This window comes from Sphingomonas sp. DMC6, from assembly GCF_056314225.1.
The window spans coordinates 20,743-47,321 of sequence record NZ_JBQUYT010000012.1; the positions used below are offsets into that span (position 1 = coordinate 20,743).

18 protein-coding genes are annotated in these 26,579 nt (G+C 66.3%); 11 read left to right on the forward strand and 7 right to left on the reverse strand.

Going from position 1 to position 26,579, the window contains the following annotated elements:
* Positions 1–29 precede the first annotated feature (29 nt).
* The 6 genes from ACT53M_RS18500 to ACT53M_RS18525 all read left to right on the forward strand — a co-directional run bounded on the left by ACT53M_RS18500 (position 30) and on the right by ACT53M_RS18525 (position 6,648).
* Complete coding sequence (locus ACT53M_RS18500) at positions 30–890, forward strand: hypothetical protein (protein ID WP_476235280.1); 861 nt, start codon at positions 30–32, stop codon at positions 888–890.
* A 232-nt stretch (positions 891–1,122) separates the two neighbouring features.
* A complete protein-coding gene (locus ACT53M_RS18505; RefSeq protein ID WP_476235282.1) occupies positions 1,123–1,986 on the forward strand; it encodes a glycosyltransferase family 2 protein in 864 nt (287 codons plus the stop codon).
* Entirely contained in the window at positions 1,961–2,764 is an 804-nt protein-coding gene (locus ACT53M_RS18510) for a ChbG/HpnK family deacetylase (RefSeq protein WP_476235284.1), read from the forward strand. Before ACT53M_RS18505 ends, ACT53M_RS18510 begins: the two co-directional genes overlap by 26 nt.
* Positions 2,765–2,833: 69 nt before the next feature.
* Positions 2,834–3,313, forward strand: a complete 480-nt coding sequence (locus tag ACT53M_RS18515; protein WP_476235286.1) for an RNA polymerase sigma factor — start codon at positions 2,834–2,836, stop codon at positions 3,311–3,313.
* A 13-nt stretch (positions 3,314–3,326) separates the two neighbouring features.
* The gene (locus ACT53M_RS18520) at positions 3,327–4,301 is read left to right on the forward strand and encodes a FecR family protein (RefSeq protein WP_476235287.1); all 975 of its coding nucleotides are present in this window, start codon (positions 3,327–3,329) and stop codon (positions 4,299–4,301) included.
* Entirely contained in the window at positions 4,255–6,648 is a 2,394-nt protein-coding gene (locus tag ACT53M_RS18525) for a TonB-dependent receptor (RefSeq protein WP_476235288.1), read from the forward strand. The genes ACT53M_RS18520 and ACT53M_RS18525 overlap by 47 nt, the downstream gene beginning before the upstream one ends.
* Positions 6,649–6,683: 35 nt before the next feature.
* Here ACT53M_RS18525 and ACT53M_RS18530 read toward each other — a convergent pair whose 3' ends face one another.
* From ACT53M_RS18530 to ACT53M_RS18540, 3 genes are read right to left on the reverse strand one after another with little or no spacing between them, the layout of a single operon-like run.
* On the reverse strand, positions 6,684–8,129 hold the full coding sequence (locus tag ACT53M_RS18530) for an efflux transporter outer membrane subunit (RefSeq protein WP_476235290.1): 1,446 nt from the start codon (positions 8,127–8,129) through the stop codon (positions 6,684–6,686).
* The gene (locus ACT53M_RS18535) at positions 8,126–11,296 is read right to left on the reverse strand and encodes an efflux RND transporter permease subunit (protein WP_476235291.1); all 3,171 of its coding nucleotides are present in this window, start codon (positions 11,294–11,296) and stop codon (positions 8,126–8,128) included. Before ACT53M_RS18535 ends, ACT53M_RS18530 begins: the two co-directional genes overlap by 4 nt.
* The gene (locus ACT53M_RS18540; RefSeq protein WP_476235292.1) at positions 11,293–12,540 is read right to left on the reverse strand and encodes an efflux RND transporter periplasmic adaptor subunit; all 1,248 of its coding nucleotides are present in this window, start codon (positions 12,538–12,540) and stop codon (positions 11,293–11,295) included. Before ACT53M_RS18540 ends, ACT53M_RS18535 begins: the two co-directional genes overlap by 4 nt.
* Positions 12,541–12,639: 99 nt before the next feature.
* On the opposite strand from ACT53M_RS18540, the gene ACT53M_RS18545 reads away from it, so the two are divergent.
* Together ACT53M_RS18545 and ACT53M_RS18550 are read left to right on the forward strand one after the other, a co-directional pair.
* Positions 12,640–13,338 (forward strand): response regulator transcription factor, encoded by a 699-nt coding sequence (locus tag ACT53M_RS18545; protein ID WP_476235294.1) that lies wholly within the window; start codon positions 12,640–12,642, stop codon positions 13,336–13,338.
* 51 nt (positions 13,339–13,389) lie between these two features.
* Positions 13,390–14,751: a sensor histidine kinase gene (locus tag ACT53M_RS18550; protein WP_476235296.1), complete on the forward strand. Its 1,362-nt coding sequence runs from the start codon at positions 13,390–13,392 to the stop codon at positions 14,749–14,751.
* Positions 14,752–14,859: 108 nt separating this feature from the next.
* Here the strand turns inward: ACT53M_RS18550 and ACT53M_RS18555 are convergent, their stop codons facing one another.
* Positions 14,860–20,307 carry an autotransporter domain-containing protein gene (locus ACT53M_RS18555; RefSeq protein WP_476235298.1) on the reverse strand — a complete coding sequence of 1,816 codons (5,448 nt, stop codon included), beginning with the start codon at positions 20,305–20,307 and terminating at the stop codon, positions 14,860–14,862.
* Positions 20,308–21,131: 824 nt separating this feature from the next.
* Here ACT53M_RS18555 and ACT53M_RS18560 point away from each other — a divergent pair.
* On the forward strand, positions 21,132–21,761 hold the full coding sequence (locus ACT53M_RS18560; protein WP_476235300.1) for a phage tail protein: 630 nt from the start codon (positions 21,132–21,134) through the stop codon (positions 21,759–21,761).
* 23 nt (positions 21,762–21,784) lie between these two features.
* Here the strand turns inward: ACT53M_RS18560 and ACT53M_RS18565 are convergent, their stop codons facing one another.
* Positions 21,785–22,021, reverse strand: coding sequence for a DUF6916 family protein (locus tag ACT53M_RS18565; protein WP_476235302.1), 237 nt, complete (start codon positions 22,019–22,021; stop codon positions 21,785–21,787).
* A gap of 319 nt (positions 22,022–22,340) precedes the next feature.
* Here ACT53M_RS18565 and ACT53M_RS18570 point away from each other — a divergent pair, with 319 nt between their 5' ends.
* Complete coding sequence (locus ACT53M_RS18570; protein WP_476235342.1) at positions 22,341–22,733, forward strand: GNAT family N-acetyltransferase; 393 nt, start codon at positions 22,341–22,343, stop codon at positions 22,731–22,733.
* A gap of 8 nt (positions 22,734–22,741) precedes the next feature.
* Here the strand turns inward: ACT53M_RS18570 and ACT53M_RS18575 are convergent, their stop codons facing one another.
* Both ACT53M_RS18575 and ACT53M_RS18580 read right to left on the reverse strand, forming a co-directional pair.
* Positions 22,742–23,914, reverse strand: coding sequence for a sensor histidine kinase (locus ACT53M_RS18575; protein ID WP_476235303.1), 1,173 nt, complete (start codon positions 23,912–23,914; stop codon positions 22,742–22,744).
* Positions 23,904–25,148, reverse strand: a complete 1,245-nt coding sequence (locus ACT53M_RS18580; RefSeq protein WP_476235305.1) for a sigma-54-dependent transcriptional regulator — start codon at positions 25,146–25,148, stop codon at positions 23,904–23,906. The genes ACT53M_RS18575 and ACT53M_RS18580 overlap by 11 nt, the downstream gene beginning before the upstream one ends.
* A 138-nt stretch (positions 25,149–25,286) precedes the next feature.
* On the opposite strand from ACT53M_RS18580, the gene ACT53M_RS18585 reads away from it, so the two are divergent.
* On the forward strand, positions 25,287–26,570 hold the full coding sequence (locus tag ACT53M_RS18585) for an efflux RND transporter periplasmic adaptor subunit (RefSeq protein WP_476235306.1): 1,284 nt from the start codon (positions 25,287–25,289) through the stop codon (positions 26,568–26,570).
* The last annotated feature ends 9 nt before the right edge of the window (positions 26,571–26,579 follow it).

The window sequence follows — 26,579 nt, forward strand, 5'->3', positions numbered from 1 at the left end:
CCCGCTCGCAACAGGGGGAATTTTTGCACATGCATTTCATTCGACTGCTCGCCAGTGCGCTGACGCTCGCCGCCGCGCCCGCCGCACTGGCGCAAACCGCTGCTGCCACGCAGGAAGTGCTGACCAACGACACGATTCTGGCACTGACTGCAGCGGGTCTTCCCGATGAAGTCCTGGTCGCGAAGATCAAGACGTCGCCGTCGCGCTTCGACACCTCGACCGCGACCATCCTCGCGCTGAAGCAGAAGGGGCTATCCGGCCCGGTGATCGCCGCGATGGTCGGCGCATCGGACGCCACGGCGACACCCAGCATGTCGCTCGATTCGCCCGATCCGATGGTGGCACACCCGTCGGGCGTCTATGTTCTTTCCGGCGAAGGCGCGGGCGCGAAGATGATGCCGATCCAGGCGACGGTGTCGAACCAGGCCAAGACCGGCGGTATTTTCGGCTATGCCTTGACGGGCGGCATCGCCTCGATGAGCATCAAGGCGGCTATCCCGGGCAGCGAAGCACCCGTTACGACGGTCGGCAACCCGGTCTTCTATTTCTTCTTCGACGACTCCAATCCCGGCACGGCGATGCAATCCTCGACCTGGCTGGCGGGCAGTGCGTCGGTCGTGAAAAGCCCGGCCGAATTCTCGCTGGTCGCGCTGATGGAGAAGAAGGGCCGCCGCGAAGCACGGGTCGGCAGTGCCAATATCGCCGGCGCCAAGACCGGCGTTATGGACAAGGACCGCATCGCCTTCGGCTATGAAATGGTCCGCCCGGGCGTCTATCGCGTCACGCCCAAGGCGCCGCTGGGCAAGGGGCAATATGGCTTTCTCTACTCGCTGGCCGGCGCACCGGGTGGCGCAATGACCGCCCGGGTCTATGATTTCGGCGTAAGATAACGCGCCTCGCGGGGGCGGCATCTGACGGGCGAAGCCCCCGCCCTTAATCTTTTCGAAAACTTTTTCGCACCCGCCGCTGCGGTTCCCGCGCGACTGCATCGTCAATGTAGCGGGTGGGGAAATCGGCGCCGGAGACCAGGCGCGCGGCCGCAACACGCTTGCGGCCGCGTACGCCTTCGCTTTGCCTAAAACGCCCCGCCCGATCGAATGACTTTGGGACGATGTTGGGCGCATGTATCTGGATCTTTCGGAGGATCGCTTCGGAGATGGCCATGGCCGGTTCACCCCGAACTGGACCGTGCTGATCCCGTTCTTCAACGAGCGTGACTATCTGGCCAGCACGATCGAAAGCCTTTCGCGGCAAAGCGTGCCCTTCACGCTGGTGCTGATAGACAATGGCTCGACCGATGACAGCAAGGCGGTGGCCGAGGCCGCCTGCCGCGCCCATGGCCTCGACTATCTGCTGATTACCGAACGGACCATCGGCAAGGTGGCGGCGCTGCGTACCGGCCTCAGCTGGGTCCGCACGCGCTGGGTCGCTACCTGCGATGCCGACACCTGGTACCCCCGGCATTATCTGGCGATGGCCGAGCAGGTGCTGCGTCGGCCGGGCCATGTGGTCGCGGGCGCCTATTATATCGACCCGTCGATGAGCGACTTTGCGCGCCTGCGCCGGGCGGCGGCGATCCTCGCGGCAGCGCGGTTGATGCCGCGCCAGTCGCATACGGGCGGCGCCGGCCAGGCCTTTTGCACAAAGAGCCTGCGCGAGGCGGGCGGGTTCGATCTGGCCCGCTGGAACTTCGTGCTGGAAGACCATGAAGTCATCCACCGCATGATGCGCAAGGGCAGCATGGGCTATGCCGAGGCACTGTGGTGCATGCCCTCGCTGCGCGAGCGCGACCGCGATTCGATCCGGTGGACGCTGATCGAGCGGCTGCTGTACAGCGCCGTGGCACCCTGGGCCGGCGACTGGTTTTTCTACCGCTTCCTGGCCGGCCGCCTGCGGCAACGCCGCCTGCTCAGCCATCGCATCCGCGAACGGCAATACCAGACCATCGAAAGCCCGGCTCTTGCCACGTCTCACGCTGTGCGCTGACGATTTCGCCTATTCCCCCGAAATCAGCCGGACCATCGCCGAGCTTGCGCGCGCGGGCAAGGTGAACGCGATCAGTTGCATGGCGGTAATGCCCGGCTGGCGGGAAGACAGCCGCCTGCTCGCCGACCTGCCAGCGCATGTCGAAATCGGCCTGCACCTTACATTGACCGGGGAAGCACCGATCACGGCCATGGCCGAGACGGCGCCCGGCGACATATTGCCCGACATCGATCCGCTGACGCGCAAGGCAGGCCGCTGGCAGCTGCAACTGGTCGAAATCGCCATCGAAATTTCCGCTCAATTCGACGCCTTTGAAGCCGCGATAGGCCGCGCGCCCGATTTCGTCGACGGGCACCAGCATGCCCATGCGCTGCCCGGCATTCGCGATTTGGTGCTGACCGAAGTGGCCGACCGCGCGCCGCACGCCTGGATCCGCGATTGCACCGATCGCATCGGCGCGATGCTCCGGCGGCCGTTTCCGGGAAAGGCAATCGGCAGCGCATGGCATTGCCGCCGCCTGCGCCGCGCGGCCGCTGCTCTGGGGCTGCGGACCAATGACGGCTTTGCCGGCCATTATGATTTCGCGGGCGACTATGCCGCGCTGTTTCCCCGCTTTTTGCGGCGTCCGGGCAACCACCATCTGGTGATGTGCCATCCCGGTGCAGGACTTCGCCCGCGCGATAGCATCGCATCGGCGCGAATTCGCGAGGCCAACCTATTGCGTACGCTGCCAATCACGGACATGGCTGCCGCAGCAGGTCTGGCATTTCCCGCCTGACCGGCCTCGGGAGACGAGAGTTCGGTGACGGACGCCGGGTTAAAGGCGGTGTTTCTTGCGCAGCGTCCCATGCTGTTGCGGCTGCTCGTCGCACGCCTGGGCAATCGCGACGATGCCGAAGACGCATTGCAGGACATGTGGATGCGGATCGATCAGCTCGCGCAGCAGCCGATCGCCCAGCCCGCTGCCTTTCTTTATCGCGTGGCGGCCAATCTGGCGACCGACCGTCGCATCGCGGCGCATCGCCGCAGCACGCGCGACGCTGTCTGGCTCGACGGTCAGCCCGGCGCCGAAGAACTGCCCGATGCGGAGCGGGCGATGGTCGCCGCGAGCGAGTGGCAGACCGTGCAGGAAACCATCGAGGAAATGCCCGAACGCATGGCGGCAGCGTTGCGCATGTTCCGCCTGGAGGGGCATTCCCAGCGCGCAATCGCCGATCAGCTCGGAATTAGCGTGAGCGGCGTCGAGAAGCTGCTGCAACGCGCCTATAAAAAAATTCGTGACCGATTGGACGAAGATGGTGCGGATTTCGGGGGAGCACGTCGTTAGATGATCGAAAGGGATGCTAACCGTGCGATCTGAAGGGGCAGAGACGATCGATGTAGCGATCGCGTGGCACCTCCGCCTGCAAGAGGCGGACGATGCCGCGTGGGGCGCGTTCATCGAATGGCTGGAGGCCAGCCCCGCCCATGCGGCGGCCTATGACCGCGTCGCTGCCGACGACCGGATGATCGCTGATGCCCGCTTCCCGGAAGCACCGGTGGTTGCCGGAAACGACAATGCGCCGTTTGCAGCGCCCGGCCGGCGCTGGCGCTGGTATGCCGGCGGCGCCATCAGTGCAGCCGCCGCGCTGGTGGTGGCCCTTGCCGGCCCCACGCTTCTGGCACCCCACGCCTCCGCCTATCAGGTTGCGACTGCGGCGGGCGAATCGCGCGTGGTGACGCTTTCCGACGGCACGATGATCGAGATGAGCGGCGGCACCGCGCTGAAGCTCGACCATACCAATGCGCGCGTCGCAACGTTGGAGCGCGGCGAGGCTGTGTTTCACGTTCGCCACGATGCGGCCAATCCTTTCACCGTCACGGCAGGCGGGGTCGCGCTGCGCGACCTGGGCACCGTGTTCAACGTCGCGCATGAAAGCGGGCGGGTGTCTGTCGCGGTGTCCGAAGGCGCAGTACTGTTCCAGCCGGGCGAGTCGGCGGTAGCGTTGCATCCGGGCGATACACTCACCGCGCGGGAAGGCGGCGACGCCGTCGTCCGCAGCCGTATCGCCCCCGAGCTGGTGGGCGGATGGCGCCAGGGCACGCTGAGTTTCGGCGGTGAACCGATGCGGGAGGTTGCCGCAACGCTCCGCCGGCTCTATGGCACGGATATTGTCCTGAAGGGCGATTTGTCGGACCGGCCGTTCACCGGCATGGTCCATTTTTCCGGGTCCGCCGATCGGGATGTTCCGCATCTGGCCGAACTGACTGGGGCGACGTGGCGACGCAATGGCGGGCAGTGGATATTGTCGGAGCAAGCGCCCGCCGGCCGCTAGACGCCTTTATTGCCTTGCCGCATTCGCGGTTCTATTCCCCGTTGCAGCACAAGCCCAGCAGATAAGCGTTTCGATTCCGGCGACGACGCTCGACGCCGCACTCGCGAGCCTAGGTCGTCAGAGCGGCGCCGAGATCGTCAGCACCGAACATGGCCTGCGCAACGTCCGCACCCCGGCGGTGCAAGGCAATCTGCCGGTCAGCGTCGCGCTGGCCCGCCTGCTGGAAGGCAGCGGCTATCGCGCGGTCATAACGCAGAGCGGCGCTTATCGTATCGTCCGGGGGGAGCAGCGCCCGGCACCGCGGCCACATCGCGTGCGCATGGCGCGCGCCAGCGTACCACCGCCCCCGCCCGCCGAGCCCAATGAAGTGGTCGTGACGGCGAGCAAGCAGCGCGTTACCCTGCTTCGCTATCCGGGCAGCCTGACAACCGTTTCCGACGTCACCAACAGCACCCGCAGCGCGGGCACGATCAGCGACCTGACTCAAAGCGTCCCGATCCTGCAAAGCACCCAGTTGGGCGACGGGCGCAACAAGGTATTCATTCGCGGCATTGCCGATAGCAGCTTCAACGGCAGCACCCAGGCACCGACCAGTGTTTATCTGGACGACGTCCAGCTGAACTATTCCGGCCCCGAACCCGGCCTGCGCCTGTACGACATGCAGCGGGTGGAGGTGCTGGAGGGGCCGCAAGGCACGCTATATGGTTCGGGGGCGATCGGCGGGGTGATCCGCCTCACCACCAACGCGCCCGATCTCGCCCGGCCTGCGGTTTCCACCAGCATGGGCGTGACGGCCACGGCAGGCGGCGAAACGGGATTCGACAGTGCCGGCATGGCCAATCTGCCGATCCTGACCGATCGGCTCGGGTTGCGCGCGGTGGCCTATCACACCCGTGACGGCGGCTATGTCGACGACAATGAACGCAAATTGTCGAACATCAACCGCGTCGACACCAGCGGGGGCCGCCTTGCCGTAAGGATAGCGCCCGGCGATGGCTGGGGCATCGACGCCAGCGTGCTCGGCCAGTGGATCGAGGCCAGGGACGGCCAATATGCCGAGCGCATCGAAGGCCCGCTGGCGCGGCGCTCCCGCATCGACCAGCCCTTCGATACGCGCCTGCTGTTCGGACGGCTGGTTGTCACGAAGGACTGGGACAGCGGCCTCCACTTCGTGTCCGCAACGGGTATGACCGGTTTGCGCACGGAAGAGCAGTTCGACGCCAGCCCGCGCAATCCTAAAACGCCGCTGCGCATCTACAGCCCGGATCATCACAAGGAACTGTTCACGCAGGAGGCGCGGCTGTCACGTTCGCTGCCCAGCGGCTCGTCTTGGGTGGTGGGCCTTAGCATCATCAGCGACAGCGACGTGCTGGTGCGCAGCCTGGGCGCGCCGAACAACGACGTGACGATCATCGGTGTCACCAATGTCACCAATGCCGGGTCGGCCTTTGGCGAGGGCACCTTTGCGCTGACGCGCAATCTTTCGATTACCGCCGGCGCCCGGCTTACTGCCGCTCGCATCGACGGCGATCCTTCGGCCGCGCCGAAGCCGACGACCTTCATTCACGGCAAGCGCACCCGGCGCATCGATCCGACGCTGGCGGCGTCGTGGCGCATCGCCCCGCAATTCGCGGTGTTCGCCCGCGTGCAGACCGGCTACCGCACCGGCGGTCTGGCCGTCGCCACCGGCGTCGGGCGCGTCGCGGACTATACGCCTGATGACATTACCGTGGGCGAAATCGGCATACGAAAGCTGCGTCGCGGCCTGACCGGTATCGCATTTTCCGGCAGCGCATCCACCGCCTATTGGACCAACATCCAGGCGGACCTGATCAACAAGAGCGGCCAGCCCTATACCGCCAATATCGGCGACGCGCGGATCACTGCGATCGAAGGCAATGTCGACTGGATTCCGTTCCTTGGGCTACGCGCTGAAGGCTCCTTCCTGTTCACCAGCAATTACGTGATCGGCCCGATTGCCAACCAGTCGAGAAAGAACAACCGCCGGCTGGCGGAAACACCGCCATTCGCTGGGCACGCCGGGCTCAGCTATCAATGGTCGCTGGGCAAGGTCGCGCCGCGCATCGGCGTGTCTTTCGATTATATCGGCCGTTCGGTGCTGGGCACGGGCGACTTGTTCGACGTGAGCCAGGGCAATTACTGGACGACCGGGCTGGTGGCATCGGTGAGCTTCAATCGCTCGGAAATCAGCATCACTGCCAATAACCTGACCAACAGCCACGCGAACCAGTTCGCTTATGGCAATCCGTTCACCCTGGGGTCGCGCGATCAGACGACGCCGCTGCGGCCCTTCAACGTCCGCATCGGCCTCACCACCCATATGTGACCGGGCCCGAGTAGCCCGGCCACCTGTAACCGGCCCTATTTCTCCGCGGCTGCGAAGGCGGCTGGGTCGGTCCCGCAAGCCAGATACAGCGCCACCGTATCACTCAGCCGTGCGGCCTTCGCCTGCACCAGTTGCACCGAAGCCTGCGATGCTGCAGATGCCGCACCCAGTAATTGCAGGGTGCCCAGCGCGCCCAGTTCCACCTGCCGCCGCGTCATCGCCAAAGTACGCGATGCCGCCGCATCGGCGCGGGCGGCCGCATCCAGCGCATCGCCATCGGTACGTAGGCCGGCAATCGCGTCGTCGACGTCGAGGAACGCCTGCAGCGCGGCGGCGCGATATTCGGACTTTGCCGCGTCGAGCGCCGCCTCCACCGCACGCTGCTCGTGCAGCAACTGGCCCGAATGGAACACCGGCTGGGTGATCCCGCCGATCAGCGAGAAGAAGGGGTTGCCGTCCTTGAACATGTCGAGGAAGCGCGTTGCAGAACCGCCGGCATTGCCGGTGAGCTGTACCGTGGGCAGGCGCGCGGCAATCGCGCTTCCCAGATCGGCGGCGGCCCCCTGTACCTGCGCTTCCGCGGCACGAACGTCCGGGCGGTTGGCGACGATGTCGGCGGGGAGTGCGAGCGGCAGGCTGGCCGGCAGGTGCAGCTCGGCCAGCGTGGGCAGGGTCGTCCCTGCCCCGCCCGGCGCCTCGCCCAGCAACTGCGCGATCAGCCCTGCCTGGTGCTGCAACTGGCGCTGCAGCGGCGGCAGCGTTGCCTCCACCGTGGCCAGCGCCGTCTGCTGCGCCGAAACATCGGCCTCACCGATATCGCCCAGCACGCGCCTCCGTTCGAGCAGCGCAACAAGCTGGCGGTTGTTTTCGATCGCAGCCTGTGTCGCTGCGATCTGCGCTTCCAGCGACGCGTGCTGGATCACCGCCAGCACCAGATTTGCAACCGCCGTGGTGCGCGCCGCCGTCAGCCGGTGCGCGGCCACTTCCGCGGCGGCGCGCACCGAGCGGACATGGTTGCGCCCTGCCCCGAACAGGTCGAGCGGGTAGGCGACCGTCAGCTGCGCCGTATGCAGCGTGTAGGTGTAGGTGTTCTGGTCCGCGAGCGGCCCGGACAGCGCGCGGGAGATGCGCGTGCGCTGCGCCTGATAATTGGCGTCTACCTGCGGCCCGGTCGAGCCCGAGGCGGCACGCGCCAGCTCCTGCGCCTGTCGCAGATTGGCCTCGGCCGTGGCGAGGTCGTTATTGTGCGCCAGCGCGCGCGCGACCAACGCATCCAGCTTGTCGCTGCCGAAGCTGTGCCACCATTGCGGCATCTGCGCCGCGCCGGCGACCAGCTGCTGCCCAGGTCCGCTGGCCGGCGCGATGGTCTGGCCCTCGCGCGCCGGGGGCATCGGCAGCGGCGTCGACACATTGTGCGGGCCGACCGTGCAGCCGGCGAGCAGCGCCAGCGTCAGGATAGAAATCGGCTGGCTACGCATCATGCCTGCTCCATCGGGGTGCCGTCGGCATGGTGCCGGCGGACAGTGTGGCCGTGCGCGCCCTGATGCCGCGAAAAGCGCAGGATCAGCGGCGGCAGCACCAGCAGGATCAGCAGCGGGGCGAGCGTCATGCCGCCCACCACCACCAGCGCCAGCGGCTTCTGCACCTGGCTGCCGATGCCGCTGGAAACGGCGGCAGGCAACAGGCCGATCGCGGCGGCAAGGCACGTCATGATGACCGGGCGCAGGCAGTGGCGCACCGTCACAGCCATGGCGCTTTCGTGGTCCATGTCTTCGTTGACGTTCTGGTTGAAGGTGCTGACGACCAGAATGCCGTCCATCACCGCGATGCCGAACAAGGCGACGAAGCCGATCGCCGCCGAGATGCTGAACGGCGTTCCGGTCAATGCCAGCGCGAGCACGCCGCCCACCATCGCCATCGGGATCACGCTGAACGAGAGCAGCGTGTCGCGCACCGAGCCGAAATTGGCGAACAGCAGCACCAGGATCAGCGCCAGGCTGATCGGCACCACCACTTCCAGCCGCGCGACGGCGCTGGTCAGGTTGCCGAGTTCGCCCGCCCATTCGAGGTGATAGCCCGGCGGCATCTTCACATTACGCGCGATGCGCGCCTTGGCCTCGTCGATCGCGCCGCCCAGGTCGCGGCCACGCACGCTGAACTTAATCGGGACATAGCGTTCCTGATGCTCGCGATAGATGAACGACGCACCCGAGGTGAGCTTCACCTGCGCCACTTCGGACAGCGGCACCTGCATCAGCCCGTTACCGGTGGGCGACGGCGCGCCGATCTGGATGCGGCGGATCGCCTCGATGTCATTGCGCTGCGCGGGATCGAGCCGCACCACGATCGGGAAGTGCCGGTCGGTCGACTTTTCGTAGAGATCGCCGGTCGACTGGCCACCGATGGCGGCAGCAACGGTCGAGTTGATGTCATCCGGCGTCAGCCCATAGCGCGCGGCTGCAGCGCGATCGATGTCGATGCGCACCGTCGGCTGGCCGAGCGAATCCGACACACCCAGATCGGCAATGCCCTTCACCTGCGCCATCTGCGCCTTGATCTGGTTCGCGATCGACTCAAGCGTCTCGAGGTCGCCGCCGAAAATCTTGAGCGAATTGGCGCTCTTCACGCCCGACGAAGCCTCTTCGACATTGTCTTCGATATATTGCGAGAATTCGAAGTCTACACCCGGATAGCGCGCAGCCAGCTTGGCCTGCAGTTCTGCGGTCAGCTTCTCCTTGGTCACACCCGAGGGCCAGTCCTCGGCCGGCTTCAGCGGCGTATAGAATTCCGCGTTGAAGAAGCCGGTGGGGTCGGTGCCGTCGTCCGGGCGGCCATGGGTGGAAACCACCCGATCGACCTCGGGATAGCTGGCGATGATCTTGCGGATGCCGTTCACCGCCTCTTCGCCCGCCTCCAGCGAGATCGAGGGCGGCAGCGTCGCGCGGATATAGAGGTTGCCCTCTTCCAGATGCGGCAGGAACTCGACGCCCAGCGTGCGCACCGTGGCGAAGGCACCCACGATCAGCAGGGTGGCCAAGCCGAAAGTGAGCACGCGGTTGGCCAGCGCGAACGCAATCGCCGGGTCCAGCACGCGGCGCAGTTGCCGCACCACCCACGTATCCACTTCGCGCAGCTTGTCCGGCAGCAGCAGCGCCGACAGCACCGGCGAGACGGTGAACGCCGCCAGCAGGCCGCCGGCAATGGCATAGGCATAGGTCTTCGCCATCGGGCCGAAAATATGCCCTTCCACGCCCGTCAGCGTGAACAGCGGCAGGAAGCTGGCGATGATGATGGCGGCGGCGAAGAAGATGCCACGGCTGACATCGCTGGAGGCATGGAGGATCGCCGAGAAGCGATTGGCATGGGTGGGATGGATATGGCCTTCCGAAATCGCATGCGAGCGGTCGGCAAGCCGACGATAGATCGCCTCCACCATGATCACCGCCGCGTCAACCACCAGGCCGAAGTCGAGCGCGCCCAGCGACAGCAGATTGGCCGATTCCCCCTGGATCACCAGGATCAGCACCGCTACCGACAGCGCGAACGGAATGGTGATGGCGACGATCAGCGCACTGCGCAGATTGCCCAGGAACAGCCATTGCAGGAAGAAGATCAGCAGCACGCCCTCGATAAGGTTGTGCATCACCGTGCGCGTCGTCACGCCGATCAGGTCCGACCGGTCATAGATGCGCTCGATCTTCACGCCCGGCGGCAGGATGCCGCTGGAATTGATCGTTTCGATCTCCTGCTTCACTGCCTTGATCGTCGGCAGCGACTGGGCGCCGCGCTGCATCAGCACGATGCCCATGACGATGTCGTTGTCCTGGCCTTCGCCGGCGATACCCAGCCGGGGCAGGTTGCCGACCTTGACCGTGCCGACATCGCGCAGCAGCACCGGCGTAGTACCGGCGGTGCCGACCAGCACGTTGCGGATCGCATCGACCGACTGGATCAGGCCGACGCCGCGGACGATCGCCGCCTGCTCGCCGAAATTGACGGTCTGGCCGCCGACATTGGCGTCGCTCTTGCCGATCGCCTGCAAAACCTGCGGCACGGTAACGCCATGCGCGACCAGCTTATCGCGGTCGAGCTGGACTTCGTAGGAGCGCAGCTTGCCACCCCAGCCGGTCACGTCGATCACGCCCGGAATGCGCTTGAAGCGACGCTGAAGCACCCAATCCTGGATCGTCTTCAGGTCCATCACCGAATAGCCGGACGGGCCGGTAAGACGATAGCGATAGATTTCGCCGATCGGGCTGGTCGGCGAAATCAGCGGCTGGGCGTTGTTGGGCAGATTCCCCAGCTGCGAGAGGCGGCTGAGCACCAGCTGCTGCGCCTCCATATGCGTCACGTCATAGCTGAACTGGATGCGCACGTCCGAAAGGCCGAACAGCGAGATCGAGCGTACCGCCGTCAGATGCGGCAGCCCGGCGATCGCCACTTCGATCGGGGTGGTAACGTTGCGCTCCATCTCCTCGGCGGAGATGCCATCGCTCTGCGTCACCAGCTCCACCATCGGCGGCACCGGATCAGGATAAGCCTCGATATTGAGGTTCATGAAGCCGAGGATGCCGGCCAGGATCAGGCCGATCAGCACCGTCAGCACCAACATACGCTGGCGCAGTGCCAGCTCGACGATGCGGTTCATTGCTCGAGGCCCGCCTCATTCACGAACAGCGCGCCCTTGGTGGCGACCCGCTCGCCGGTCTGCAGTCCGCTCAGCACGCGCGTGAAGCCGCCCTCGGACGCGCCAACCTTCACCATGCGGCTGTGCAGCGCCTTGTCGCTGCCGAGTACCCAGACGCGGGAATTGTCGCCTTCATGGATGATCGACACGGAAGGGACGAGCACCCCTGCCCCCCCGCCGATGGCGCGGCGAATGACGAAGGAGGCGAACATCTGCGGCTTCAGCGCGCCATCCGGATTGGCGATCGTCGCGCGCACCGGCAGGCGGTGGCTCGCAGGATCGAGGGCGGCGGCGATATAGTCGATCTTCGCCGTGAATTCCCGGCCCGGCAGCGCCGGCGTCGTCACCGTCACTTCGTCGCCCAGCTGGATATTGGCGGCGTCGCTTTCGGCGAGCTGCGCGACCAGCCAGACATGGGCAGGGTTGGTAATCGTCATCACCGGCGAACCGCCCCCCGAAGCGACGAACTGGCCCGGCGCAATGCTGCGGTCGGCGACCACGCCGGCGACCGGTGCCCGATAGACCACAAAGCCGGTACCGCCCTGGGCGCCCGTTTCACCCGAGGCGCTGCCGAACAAGCCGAGGCGGTCGCGCGCCGCACGTGCCGCAGAGGCCGCAGTGCGCGCGTTCGACTGCGCCGTGACCAGATCGGCCTGCGCTTGCAGATAGTCCTTCAGCGCGCCGCCCGCGCTCTGATAGATCGCCTTTTGCCGCTCGTAATTGGCCTGGGCGAGCCGCAACGCCTCGACGGCGCTTGCCTCCTGCGCGCCCGACGTCAGCAGCGCACCGCGCGCGTCGACCAGTTCGGGCGAAGCGATACGGAGCAGCGGCTGGCCACGCTCCACGCGCTGGCCCAGCTCGACCAGCACCGCCTGCACCTGGCCCGAAAAGGGCAGCAGGATCGGCGTGCTGTGATCGGCGTCTGCGGCGATCGAGCCGCTGGCGCGCAGCAGTTCCGAATTGGCACCTGCCGAGACGGTAGCGAACTGGATCTGCGAAAGCTGATCGGCCGTCGGCTTGAACGTATCGGGCGAGGCAGGCGCCTCGGGCGCCGGCTTCGGCGTCAGCGCGGACTTCACCGCCAAGCCGATCACGAGCAGCGCGATTACCGCGCCGACGATCAGCGCCAGAAGCCGCCACTGGGCGGCAGGGTCGAAGCGGCGCGGCTCGGGCAGCAGCGCGCTTTCAGGGGTATCGCCGGTCACGCGCGGATCTCCAGGGTCATCATCTGCGGGGATATATAGAATGGCTTGCTCATGGTGCGCTGCGGCAGTAGCGCCCTTGGCTTACGGGCAGCTTACGGGGTGGCGGCATTGCGTGTGCTGGTGGTGGAGGACGATCTGGCGCTTGCAGCAGCCTTGGCGCGCGCGCTGAAACGCCGCGCCATCCAGAGTGATCATGCCGCCGGGGTGGCAGATGCGCGACAGATGCTGGGCGCCGTCCATTATGCCGCCATGCTGCTCGATCTGGGGCTGCCCGATAGTGACGGTCTCGTCCTGCTCCGTACGCTGCGCGCCGAGCGCAACACCATTCCAATCCTCGCCATTTCGGCGCGCACCGGTCGCGACGACCGGATCGAAGGGCTCAATGCCGGTGCGGACGACTATGTCACCAAGCCGTTCGACGTAGAGGAGCTGATCGCCCGCCTACACGCGGTCCTTCGCCGACAGGGCGGACTGGCGGGTGTGGCGCTGGAGGCCGGCAACGTTGCATTCGACAGCCAATCCGGCGACTGCACGGTCAATGGGCGACCGATGCTGCTTTCGGCACGCGAACGCCAGTTGATGGGACTGCTGCTTCGGCGCGAGGGGCAGGTCGTCAGCAAACAGCTTGCCGAGGACCAGCTGTACGGGCTGAGCGAACCGGTCGGGTCCAACGCGGTGGAGGTGCTGGCACATCGCCTGCGCCGCAAGCTGGAAGGCGCCGGCGCGACGGTTCGGATCGAGACGATCCGCGGCGTGGGCTATATCTTGCGGCCGGGGAATGCGCCGGAGGGGCGCTGACCCCATGCGAACGGCATGGATGCGCGCTGCGGCTTCCGGTAAAGCCATGCCATGAAATGGTGGCCGCGCTCGCTGATCGCGCGAATCCTTGTGCTGGAACTGGGCGCGATTCTGGTGGCCGCCGTCGCGCTGCCGATCCTGCTGGCCTCGCTGCTCCACCGGCAAGTCAGCCGCTATCAGTTACAAACGCTTGCCGAGCAGGCCTGGGTCATCTCCGGCGCGATCCGCCACGGTTCGGGGCAAGCGCGGGTGCAGCTCGGGCCCGGGCTCTCCAGTGCCTATGCCTCGCCCTATGATGGCCGCGCCTATGTGGTGACGGACGCCGCGGGACGGTTCGTTACCGGCAGTGCGCATGTCGAACTTGTGCCGTGGCAGCAGGCGCCGCGTCTCAACCAGCTTGCCCCGTTCCGCGCCGGGGCATTTATCGGCGTGAGTATGCCGTTCGAAAGCGGCACGACGCGCGGCTGGGTCATCGTTACCCAGGACGAGGCGGGGCCCGGCGCGATCCTCGACGATGTCGTCCACGCGTTCGTGCGCCGCTACAATCCGTTGCTGGTCGCCATCCTCTTGCTGTTACCGCTGATCAACAGCGTGCTGATCGGGCGGCTGGTGCTGGCGGTACGCGCCGCATCCAACCGGGCAGCGACGATCGGGCCCGGCAATCTCGACCTGCGGTTGGAGGAAGAGGGCCTGCCGCTGGAAGTCGCACCGCTTGCCCATGCGACCAACGCGCTGCTCGTGCGGCTGCAGGCGAGCTTTCGCCAGCAGTCGGAATTCATCGCCAATGTCGCGCACGAATTGCGCACGCCGCTCGCCGCGCACCGTGTCGAACTCGAGGCGGTGGAGGATGCCGCATTGCGCGCGCATCTGCGCGGTTCGATCGACCGGCTGACGCATGTCGTTGCCCAGCTGCAGGATCTGGCAACGCTCGAAACGATCACCGAAGACCGGTTCGAGCGGTTCGACGCCACCGACTTTGCGCGCGCCCTCGTGGCAGACCATGCGCCCGCCGTGCTGGCAGCCGGGGACAGCATCGCGCTGGAGGCGCCCGATGCGCCGGTTCTGATCCGCGGCAACCGTACCCTGGCCAGCATCGCCCTGTCGAACCTGCTGACCAATGCCAGCCGCCACACTCCGGTCGGCACACAAATCACCGTGGAGGTGATGGCGCCCGGTTGCATTGCCGTGCGCGACACCGGCCCGGGCATCGCCGCCGCTGATCCGGAAGCGGCGATCCAGCGATACTGGCGCGCCGACCATCAGCGTTCCGACAGCGCCGGGCTGGGGCTGTCGATTGTCCGCCGCATCATGGAAGTCCATGGCGGGCAGCTCGCGATTTCCAGCACGCCGGGGCGCGGCGCGACCTTCACGCTTGCCTTTCCGCCCGCCGCAAGCCGGAGCGAAGGCGCCTAGAGCATTTTCAAGTTGACCGTTTAGGGTCGACGCCGCCGAAAATGCGTCCCCCGAAAGAAGGAGCGCCTTCACCGAAGGCGAAAACGCTCTAGCCCCGTCGGGACCTCCTCAGAAGGTCTTGCTCAGCCGCAGCCGCAACTGGCCGGTCTGCTCGCCCACGCCGCCGCGAATGCCGAGTTCCATGTCCAGCATCCAGCGCGACAGCGTGGACAATCGCCCGCCGACCGTCAGCTGATATTGCTCGCGCTTCCAGCCGGTAGTCGAAAAACCATAGACCGATGGACCGTCATAATCGGCATAGTCCAGCGTCTGCAGGCTCGCGCTGCGGAATTCATGCAGCCACTCCGCTCCCAGCCGCGGGCTGATCTTGGCAAAGCCCAGATCGCGCGTGAACTCGACACGCCCGCCCAATGCGCCGGTGAGCGAATGGATACGACGCACATCGAAGCGCAGGGCGTACCGATCCGACCCGGTCTCGGTATAGGCGTTGAGCGTGCCGTCGAGGAATTCCACGCGGCCATAGCTAGACCAGCGCACCCCGCCCTCGCGCCGATCGACGCCGAAGGACAGGGCGCCGAAGGTCATGTCGCCGTTGCGGCTACCCGAAGCGATGCTTCCGTCGGCCGCGATCACGCGGCGGGTGCGGAAATCGAGCGTGCCATGGCCGACCATCGTGTCGACAAAGGTGCCGTCGAGCGGCTCGAAGCTGCCATAGCCAGCATAGACCTTCGTATCGCTGCGGACGCGGGCTGCCTGGCCATCGATGCGACTGATGTCGCTGCCATAGCCGCCGCCGATACCCACACTGCCCCATTCGGCAATCCGCACATCGGCACCGCCCGACAGGCCGCCGCTCGACAGGCTGATGCGAGCGCGGTTGCTGCGCCGATCTAGCGTACCGATTTCGACCGAACCGCCCGACCACAGCGCGATCGAACCGACCGGGCGTTCCTCACCGCTACCGCCACGTGGCGCACGGCGCGACCGGTTTCCGCTACCTGCAGCGTCGCCCCCGGCGGCATCCTGCTGCCCCGGCAGCACCCCGGGCAGACCGTTTAGGGGCATGTCGCCCATCGAGCCGCTCTCGACGCCACGGTCGCTCGTGCGGCCGTGCTTCCAGTCGGCAAAGGCGATTTCGACATCATGACCGGTCATGTCCGGCTCGCGACGTGCACGCAGCAGATCGACCAGACCGAACCGCACGCCCAGCGGGTTGGTCGCACCGCCGCCATGATGCAGCTCCTGCGCGCGGGCCATGAAATTCGCTACCTGCGCGCGGGCGAAGCGACGCGCCGCCTCGGCCTGGGCATCGGACAGCGCCCGCACGACCGGATCGGCCGACGGATCAGGACGCGCTGTGACGGTGACGGTTACGTCCGCCGGCTGCGAGTCGCCGAACAGATTGGTGAGCGTGTAGCGCACCAGGATCGTGCCGTTGAAATGCGGCTTCGTCGTCACATTCAATCGATAGCTTGGCGACAGAGGATCGCCGATCTGCTCGATGCTGGTGGTGGCGGCCGAAGACGGCGTGACACTCACGATAGTCGCGCCGCTGAACGGGCCGCCGGTCGCCCCCGCAGTCAGATCGACCGAAACCGACTGCGCATCGCCGACGCTCGCCTTTTTCGGCTGCGCGACCGGCGCGACCGCCGCGACGGTGATCGTGACCGTCGCCGGCACCGATCGGCCGCCCGGCCCAACCGCAACGAATTCGAAGCTGTCTTCCCCGACAAAGCCGGCCTTTGGCAGATAGGTCGCCGTCCAGCCGCTGACCGCCTGGGCCCGCAGTCCGCCTTTGGCGGTGGACGTGCCAGGGCCGATCAGCGTGACCGAGCCATTTGCCGGCGGGGTGGAGATTTCGAGCGTATCGAACACGCCCGAAACCAGCGCCCCCAGATTGACATCAACGCTCGACCCGCCTTCGACCATCGCGCCGGTCGCGGCCGCGCTGGTCGGCTTCGGTTCCGGCGGCGGCGGCGTGGCAACGGTTAGCGAAACGGTTGCCGGTGCCGAGCTACCGCCTGGACCGGTCGCTATATAGGTGAAGCTGTCGGCGCCGTAATAGCCGCTGGTCGGCACATAGGTCGCCGTCGTCCCGCTGATCGTAACGGAGCCGTGCGCAGGCGCGGTGCCGATCGCCAGACTGGAGTAGACGCCGCCGGGCAGCAGCGTGATCGCCTGTCCGCCACTATTATAGGGCACCGATGCGGTAACGGTCGCTGCAGCCGGGGCGGCGGGCACGCTGACCGTGATAGAGGCCGTCGCCGGCGAAGAGGTACCGCCCGGGCCCGTCGCCGTATAGGTGAAGCTGTCCGCACCATAATAGCCGCTGGTCGGCACATAGGTGGCCGTTGTGCCGCTGATCGTCACCACGCCATGCGCGGGGGCCGTACCGACCGCCAGGCTCGAATAGACTCCGGCGGGCTGCAGCGTAATCGCCTGGCCGCTACTGTTGTAGGGCACGGTCGCTGTCACCGCTGCCGCAGTCGGCGCAGCCGGCGTCGCCACCGTCAGTGACACCGTAGCCGGGGCGGAAGTGCCACCCACGCCCGTGGCGGTGAAGGTGAAACTGTCGGCACCATAATAGCCGGCGGCAGGCACATAGGTGATGACGTCGCCGGCGATGCTGGTCGTGCCATGCGCAGGCGCGGTTGCAACCGCAATCGCGCTGTGGGCGCCGCCGGTAATGCTGGTGGAAAGATCGATCGCCGTTCCCGAGCTGTTATAGGCAACCGCCACCCCGGGGCGGTTGGCTGCAACGGGCGGCGCAGCGACGGTGATCGTCTGGCTGATCGGCGCCGCCGCTTCGTGATTGGCGTCCCCCGCCTGGCTGGCGACGACCACGCAACTGCCACCGGCCGTGAAGCTGACATTGCTGCCACTGATCGTGCAGATGCCGCTGCTCGAAGGCGCGATGGCGTAACTGGCGGGCAGGTTGACGCTGGACGTCGCGGTTACGGTGTAGCTGCTGCCAATGACAGCGGGCGACGGGGGCGTCGCAGTAAAGTTCAGCGTCTGGTCGCCCTTCGCCATCGTGCCCGAGACTGCAACGCCCGTTGCAGTGACCGCCGGACTGGCGGCATCCGATACGGTGATCGTGTAGCTGAATGCGCCTGCCGCAGTCGGGGTTCCGCTCACAATGCCCGTCGCGGTGTTGAGGCTGAGACCTGGTGGCAGCGTTCCAGCCGTCACCACAAAGCTGTACGGCGCTACACCGCCGGTCGCGACGTTGGTCTGAATATAGGGTGTCCCTACCTTGCTGGCCGTCGCGCCGCCTGACGTCAGCGCCAGCGTCTCGGGCATGACGGTCAGGCTACGGCTGACGGTCGGCGCAGCATTCCAAGTGCCGTTGCCCGCCTGATCGGCCGCGACCGTGCACGTCCCAAGCGCCACAAGCGTCAGGGTGGTGCCGGAAACGGTGCAGGTGCCGGGGGTAGTGCTCGAAAAGCTGACGGTCAGAGCCGCGCTCGAGGTAGCCGTGAGCGTCAGTGGCGACGCAGACCGCGCGGCGTTGGACAAGGCCGCGAACGTAATCGTCTGGTCGCCCTTGGCAACGGTGAATGTCTGCTGCGCCTGCGTCGCGGCAGCGTAGCTGGCGTTGCCAGCCTGGTCCGCGTTTATGCGGCAAGTGCCCGGCGCGGTGAACGAAACGCTACCGCCGGACAACGCGCATATTCCATTGCTGCTTGAATCGACCGAGAAGCTGACAGCCAGGCCGGAGCTGGCGGTAGCCGCAGGGCTATAGGCGGAACCGCCCACCTTGGCGCCGGCAGGTGCCGTCGAGGTGAACGCGATGGTCTGGCTGCCGATGCCGACAGAGAAACTCTGCTGCACCTGTGGCGCCGGATCGTAACTTGAGTTGCCCGCCTGGTTGGCGTTGATGCGGCACGTGCCGACGCCCGTGAAGCTCACTGCGCCGCCGCTGATCGAACAGACCCCCGAACTCGACGAGTCGACCGAGAACGCGACCGTCAGGCCCGACGTCGCGGTCGCGGCAGGCGTATAAGTCGCGCCCCCGACCGTTGCAGAAGCGGGCGCGGTGGAGGTGAAGCTGATCGACTGAGCCACCGGCCCGGTCACTTCCAGGGTAAAAGTGTTCGACGCGGTCTGCGACAGCGCGTCGGTGATGGTGACGACAAAGGTCGTCATCCCCAGCGTCGTGCTCGGCGTGCCGGAAAGAAAGCCGGTGCTGGTGTTGAAAGCGAGACCGCTTGGTATAATTCCCCCGCTGATCACGTAGGTGAAAGGCGCCTGGCCGCCAGTTTGCGAAATCGGCTGGACGCTCGTAGCCGTGCCGGTCGTCAGTCCGACCGCGCTTATGCTCCGTGTGGCGCTCAAGACAGCGACCGCCGTGAAACTGCTGGTGCTGGAATCCACCGAAACATTGCCCGCAGCATCGGCCGCGCGCGCCTTCACGCTGTGGCTACCAGCGCTGAGCGCGGACAAGGTGTAGCTCCAGTTGCCCGATCCGTTCGCGACGGCGGTGCCGTCGGCGTTGCCGTCGAGATAGACGGTGACCGTACTCGATGCCTCTGCCGTACCCGAAACCGTCCGCTGCGAGACCAGCCGGGTCGATCCATTTGCAGGCGCCGATATCGCCGGCGCCGACGGCGCAGTGGTATCGACCGTCCAGCTATGGCTGGCCGCAGTGCTCGTTCCGCCAACGTTGGTCGCACGCACCTGAAAGCTGTGTGTGCCATCGGCCAGCCCCGTATAGGTCTTGGGGCTGGTGCAGGCAGCAAAACTGCCGCCGTCGATCGCGCATTCTGCAGTGCCGCTGGGGAGCGCGAACTGGAAGATCGCGTTGCCGATATTGGCGAGTGAAGGCGGGGTGGTGGTGATCGTCGGCACCGCCGGCGCCGCAACATAGGTGAACTGGTCGGCCGCACTGGTCGCGCTGGTGCCGCCCGGCGTCGTCACGGTCACATCCACGGTCCCGGCGCCCCCGGCAGGAGACGGCACGGTGATCTGCGTTGCGCTGTTGACGGTAAAGCCGGATGCCGAAGTGGCGCCGAATTTCACCGCAGTCGCTCCGGTAAAATTCGTGCCGGTAATCACGACCGAAGTCCCGCCCGCCGTCGCGCCGGAAGTGGGCGCCACCCCGGTCACCGTGGGCGCGCTCGCAAGGGGGGTTACCGTGGTCGTGTCACTGGCGGAAGGCGAATTGCTGGCCCTGCCACCGGACAGGGTGACGCCCGGCGTCAGGCTGGCGGCAGCATTGTTGGCGACATTGAGCCGCAGCGTCAGCGGATTGCCGCTGCTCCCGTTCGCGACGCTGTTCGAATAGGTGCAACTGGTCGAGGTGCAGCTCCAGCCCGTGCCCGTCCCGCCGTTGAAGCTCATGCCGCTGGGAATGCTGAGGGCGAGCGTGAGATTGCCGATGGTGTAGGAGCCGCTGCTCACGCTGGGCGTGATCGTATAATCCACGGTCCCGCCCTGCGAGGGCGTGCCCGAATGGGTCATGGAGACGCCCAGCGACGGGGCCGTCCAGCCTGCTGGCGTGCAGGTCACCGTCATCTGGATGGTTGCGGTACCGGCACCGCGGCCATCGTACACGCCGACACCGAGAAGACTGACGGCGCTGCCAAGCGTGTAACTTCCTGAGAAGGGGCCGTCCTGTCCGATATGCGCTATCGAAGCGTCATTAACATCGTGGTTAGGAAGACCATCGCTCTCCACTCTCACGCCAGCATAAAAAACATCAGGATCGGAATTGCCGGAAAAATTACTGACATTACCGCTATAGTTTATAGTGTCCCCCGAATAAAATGAATAATCCCCAATATATGATATTGAATAATACTGACCGAGACTAGATTCATACGAAGAATTTGCCCGCATGAAATTCATCAAATACGCATCATCGTGAAGAGACGCATTATTGGAGCTAAATTTTCCTGAAGCTATGCTCCCCGTAAGATCCATCCGACCATTATTTACGGCCACACAACCGGTACTCTGCGCCTGAACTACCGCGGGCGCCATGAGTGCCACGGCCAGCGCCGGGCCCAGCAAGGCCCTGACCATGCGCCTGCCACGAGTGAAAACCGCCGCATATGCACCGACAAAGGCCCCAACCTGCATCTCACCCCCATATGCACACCCGGCAATCCGAAACGATGACAACAACTTACAGACCCAAAAGTCCAAAAGTCGTCACCATTCCCGATTTGCCCCTTTAATCATGCCATTTCGGCGTTTTTTCCTCAACGTCACAAGACAAGCCAAAGCACTAGCCCAGCACAATTCGTTCGCATAATTGGAACATAAGTTGCTATTTATGGATGTTTTTTATTTTACATCCATTACGGCTCTACATTTCCTGCAAACCGTTCTGCAGGAGAGCTATGGTCGCCCGTGTCTTTTGGAGGGCTATGACGATGGATCCATTTATCGGGCAGATCATGCAAGTCGGGTTCAGATATGCACCCGTCAACTGGATGAACTGCGACGGCACGATACTGAAGGTCGGCCAGAATCAGGCGCTGTTCGCCCTGCTCGGCAACAGTTTTGGCGGCAATGGCGTCACCGACTATGCGCTGCCGGATGCACGCGGGCGCGTATTCCTCGGCGCCGGAAGTGGCCCGGGCCTGACACCGCACGTTGTCGGCGCCAAGGGAGGCCTCGAGCAATATTCGCTAAGCCAGGCCCAGCTTCCCGCGCACACCCACACCGCAACATTCGCGGCGACGGGCTCTCCGACGTTTACCGGGCGGCTGACTGCCCTGGCGGGCGCAACCTACGCGAACGAAGTCACCACGCCAGACGCAGGATCGTATTTGGGCATACCGCTGGCAACGAGTGGCACCCCCAGATTATACGTGCCCGCCGCCAAAGCGTCAGGCCTCACCCCCGTGGCGCTGGACGGCGTTTCCGGTCAGGTTTCGGGCATCGCCGGTACGGTTACGGTAAACCCGGCGGGAAGCAGCGCGCCGATTTCGGTGGTGCAGCCGTTCCTCGCCGTTACCACGATCATCGCCTCGGCGGGCGTCTGGCCGGAACAGCCCTGACGCGCCGCAGATCGCGCGGAAAATCAGGTGAAGAGCGCCTGGTAGCGGCGTGTCGGCCCCTTGGGCAGCAACTGGGACAAATGGATGTCGTGCGGACCGCCGCGGCCACAGTCGATTTCATAGGTTTCGTCGAGCAACACGACATCCCACGGCGATTCGAAGAGCAGCAAAAAGGGTTCGCGAAAATCGGCGCCGATGATCGGCGGCATCCGCCGCAGTTCGGCAAGCACGAGTTCGACGGGATGCGGTGCGGTGTTCACCCGCACCGCACGCCCCACCCATGGTTCGAAATCCTCGGGTGTTGCGAGGCGCATCGTTTTCCTCTTTTCCAAGCAGAATAGTCGTCACGAGTTTGCCGCAACCACCGCGGCAGAAAAAGCCGATGGAACGGAAACGGATGTAATCCCGATGGCGCAACAGGCAGACACGCTTCAGCTTCCACCCTTTCCCACACCGCGCCCCTCATCCGGCGAGGACGCCCCGCTGCCGTCGGCGCTCTGCCTCCGGCACGCGGGCACGGCAGACCTGCCCTTCCTGCTTCAGCTTTATGGCGCCCTTCGCGCACCGGACCTTGCCGCTGTGCCATGGGGGTCGGCGGAAAAGCTTGCCTTCGTCGCCGACCAGTTCCGGCTGCAGCATTGCCACTATCTGCGCGAGCACCCGCATGCGGACTATTGGGTGATCAAGGCTGCAGACTCCAAGCAGCCCATCGGCCGGCTATCGCTCGACCGTAACGGGTGCGAATGGCGGTTGATGGAAATCAGCCTGAGGCCGGAAGCACGCGGGCAAGGCACGGGGAGCGCGCTGATCGACTGGAGCCAGCGATGTGCCGCGATGCGAAAGGCGGCGATAGGCCTGCATGTCGCACGCGACAATGTGCGAGCGCACCAGTTCTATTTGCGCCACGGCTTCACGGAGGCGAAATCCCGGTTTCCAAGCCACCATTTCCTGCGCTGGAGCCCGGTTGGCTGAGGTCGCCCCTATCCCCCTGTCTCCGCATGCGGCACCCGGGCTTCGAAGCAGGCGCCCGGCCCGTCCCCCAACCGGAGATCGCCGCCATGGGCGAGAAATATCTGCCGCGCGAGCGCCAGGCCGACGCCGCTGCCCTGCGCCTTGGTGGTGAAAAACGGCCGGAAGATCGCGCTGCGGTCTGCCGGCGCAATGCCCGGCCCGTTATCCGCCACGCAGAACAGCGTGCCGCCGGCGTCGCGGATCAGGCGAAGTTCCACCCGTCCGCCGTCCCCGACCGCTTCTGCCGCATTTTGCAGCAGCGCCCATAACGCGGCGCTCAACTGGTCGGCATCGCCCTGCAGCGCATGCGGCCCCGCCGCCGCCACGGCCAACGTCACCCCGGGCCAGCGCGTGACGAACAACCGGGCGAGATCGGCGACCAGTTCGCTGGCTTCGACGCTGCCCATCGTCGGCGCCGGCAGTCGGGCCAGCGAGCGATAGGCATCGCCGAAGCGCTGCAACCCCGCCGCACGCCGCGCCACCGTCCCCACCGCGTCGCGGATCGCCGGCAGCGCGGGCGCATCGTCCTCAAGCATGTCCGCCGCCGTGCGGCTGAGCGATGCGATCGGCGTCAGCGCATTGACTATTTCATGGCTGAGCACCTGCACCAGGTCGCGCAATGTCGCCGCCTCCGCGGCTTTCAGTTCGGCATCGATGTCGATCAGCGCCGCAAGCTTGCTCTGCGCGCCGCCCAGCGCGAAATCGCTGCTGGTGAGGGCGTAGCTGCGGCCGCCCAGTGATACCGTCGCGGCGCGGCCGGGCTGTTCGCCCGCAATCGCTTCGACCAGGACTGCCGGTGGGTCCGCCACCAGATCCTCGGCGCCGAACAGACGCCGCGCAGCGCGGTTGATCGCATAGAGCCGCCGGTCGCCATCCATCGTGACGATCGGCGCCGGCGACAAGTCGAGCAGCGCCGTCAGCCGGCGCTCGCGATGGGCGCGGTCCACCGGTGGTGCGGCAGGGGCAACGAGCGGCGCAGGGGCACGCGCATCGGCCCACGCCGTCGCAAGCGCCCAGAGGATCGCCAGCACCGCCACCAGCGCCGTCGCATACAGCCCGCGCTGCCAGCCGATCGACAACGCTACACCAGCGAGCACCAGCAACAGTCCGCGCAGCAGCGCCGCCCACCGCCTAGAGTCCATATTTCGCCATCCGCCGATAGAGCGCAGCCCGTGTCAGCCCCAATTCGGCCGCCGCCCGGCTGACGTTGAACGCATGACGCTTCAGTGCCGCCGCGACCAGCGCCGCCTCGCTGCGGTTAAGGTTCAGGTCCGCCTTGATCGCGCGCGGCTCCAGCGCGTCCGCCTCCAGCGCAAGGCCCAGCGCCGCGATGTCGATCGCCTCGCCGCCGACCAGCAACACTGCCCGCTCGATGGCCTGGCGCAGGCCGTGCACGCCTTCGGGCCATGCATCGGCGGCAATCGCACGGGCTGCCTCGTCAGTCAGCCCGCGCAGCGGCTGGCCGTATCGCCCCGCGAACAGCGCCAGAAAGTGCCGCGCGAGCAGCACCGCATCCTGGTCCCGTCCGGAAAGCGGCGGCAGCGCAATCTCTACCGTGTTGAGGCGAAAGCGCAGATCGTCGATCAGCGCCGCACGCAGGCCGCCGCGATCCAGCCGGCTGGTCGCCAGCACGCGGATGCCCGCCAGCCGCCGCGCCAGTTCGGGCTGGAGCGCGGGGGCGAGCCGGTCGACTTCCTCGATCAGCAGCGTCGCCTCGGCCGCGGCGGCGACGCGCCCCTCGATCATCGCCAGATCGGCCACCGCTGCATCCAGCGTCACCAGGGGCCGTTCGGCGCGCGCGGAGGCGCGGTGGAGCATCTGCGCCGCGAGTGTCTTGCCGCTGCCCGCCGGGCCGATCAGCAAGACGGCCGCATCGGTGGGCCCCACGCGCGCAATCAACCCCCGCACAGCCTCGATTTCAGGCGCTTCGCCCAGCAAGAGCAGCGCCTCTTCGGCAGCCACCACCGGAGCCGCCGCCAGCCGCGCCTTGCGCAGCGCCACCGCCCGCTCGACGGTGGCGAGCAGCCGCTCGTTGCTCCACGGCTTGATGACGAAATCGCTCGCGCCGCCGCGCATCGCCTGCACTGCCACGGCGATGCCGCTATGCCCGGTGACCACCACCACCACCGCGTTGCGATCGGCCGCGATCAGCCGGTCGAGCAGGCGGAACCCCTCCTCCCCGCTGGTCCGCCCGCGCGCGAAATTGAGGTCGAGCAGGATCGCATCCACCGGCCGTTCGGCCAGCCGCACCCAGGCCGCATCGGGATCCGCCGCGCCGATCACCTGCATACCGTTCCGCTCGAGCAGCAGCGTCGCGGCGCGGACGATGTCGGGATCGTCGTCGATGACAAGGATGACCGGTGATTCGGACGGCAAGGCTTGACGGCTCCTGGCAAGTGTTCGGAATCGGACACTAGCTTGCCGACTGTTCGGACAATGCGCCAGCCCTTTCTTCTTTATAGTTTTTTATCAGCGATTTAGCTGCAGGCGCGCGCTTGCTGTACGCTGGCGGACATGGAAGCCCCCTCTCTCCCGAACAATGGCGCAGCGATGGATCGCCGGATCGATCGCCCCCATGCGCGCCGCCGCAAGCTGATCCTGCGCGGTGCGATCGGTATTGCCGTCGCGTTGGCGGCGGCGATGCTATGGTGGTGGATGCCGGCGTCGGGATCGCTGGCCGTCGATGCCGCGACGATCCGCATCGCCCCGGTAACGCGCGCCGCCTTTGCCGATTACGTCCCGTTGCGCGCGCAGGTGGCGCCGCTCCAGACCGTGTATGTGACGGCGGTCAGCGGCGGTCAGGTCGAGGCGCTGCTCGCCACCGATGGCCAGTCGGTCGCGGCCGGCGCGCAGCTCGCCCGGCTGGCCAATCCCAACCTCGCGCTCGATGTCGCCAGCCGCTCGGCCAATATCGCCGGCCAGCTCAGTTCGATCAGCGGCCAGCGCCTTTCGATCCAGCAGAGCCGCGAACAGACCGGCCGCGACATCGCCTCCGCCCGCAACGAGCTGGCCAAGGCCGAGGCGCTGCTGCGCCAGAAGCAGATATTGTTCGACAAGCAGATCGTCACCGCCGCCGCGCTGGCGCCGCTGCGCGACGAAGTGGCGTATCAGCGCGCCCGCCTCGCCGCGCTCACCAAGGGCGCGCAGGAAGCCGACAAGATGCTCGCCGCTCAGTCGGCGGGTGTGGATGCCACTGCCGGCGAGCTTCGCGAGAGCCTTACAATGACCCGCGCCGGCCTCGCCGCGCTGGTAGTACGCGCGCCGGTTGCAGGCCGGCTCACGGCCTTCACGCTGCAACCCGGGCAGATGGTGAAGCCCGGCGACACGGTGGGGCAGGTCGATTCCGAACATGCCTGGAAGCTGACCGCCGATATCGACCAGTTCTATCTCGGCCGCGTCCGCAACGGCCTCAACGCCGTAGCCGATCTCGATGGCCGCTCGATCCCGCTCACCGTTATCAAGGTACTGCCGCAGGTCACGGAAGGGCGTTTCCGCGTCGAACTCGGCTTTGCAGGCGCGCCGCCGACCGGGCTCAACCGAGGCCAGACACTCGACGTGCGCCTTACGCTCGGCGCCGACCACTCCGCCGTGGTCGCGCCGGCCGGTGGCTGGCTCGATGCCGGCGGCACCACTGCCTTCGTGCTGGCCAGCGATTCCCGGGCGGTGCGCCGGGCGATCACCACCGGCCGTCGCAATCCCGATCAGGTCGAAGTGACCAGCGGCCTCGCCCCCGGCGACCGCATCGTCACCAGCCCGCTCGCCACCTACGCCCCCTACCAGACCCTGCTCATCCGATAGGAGCCCGCC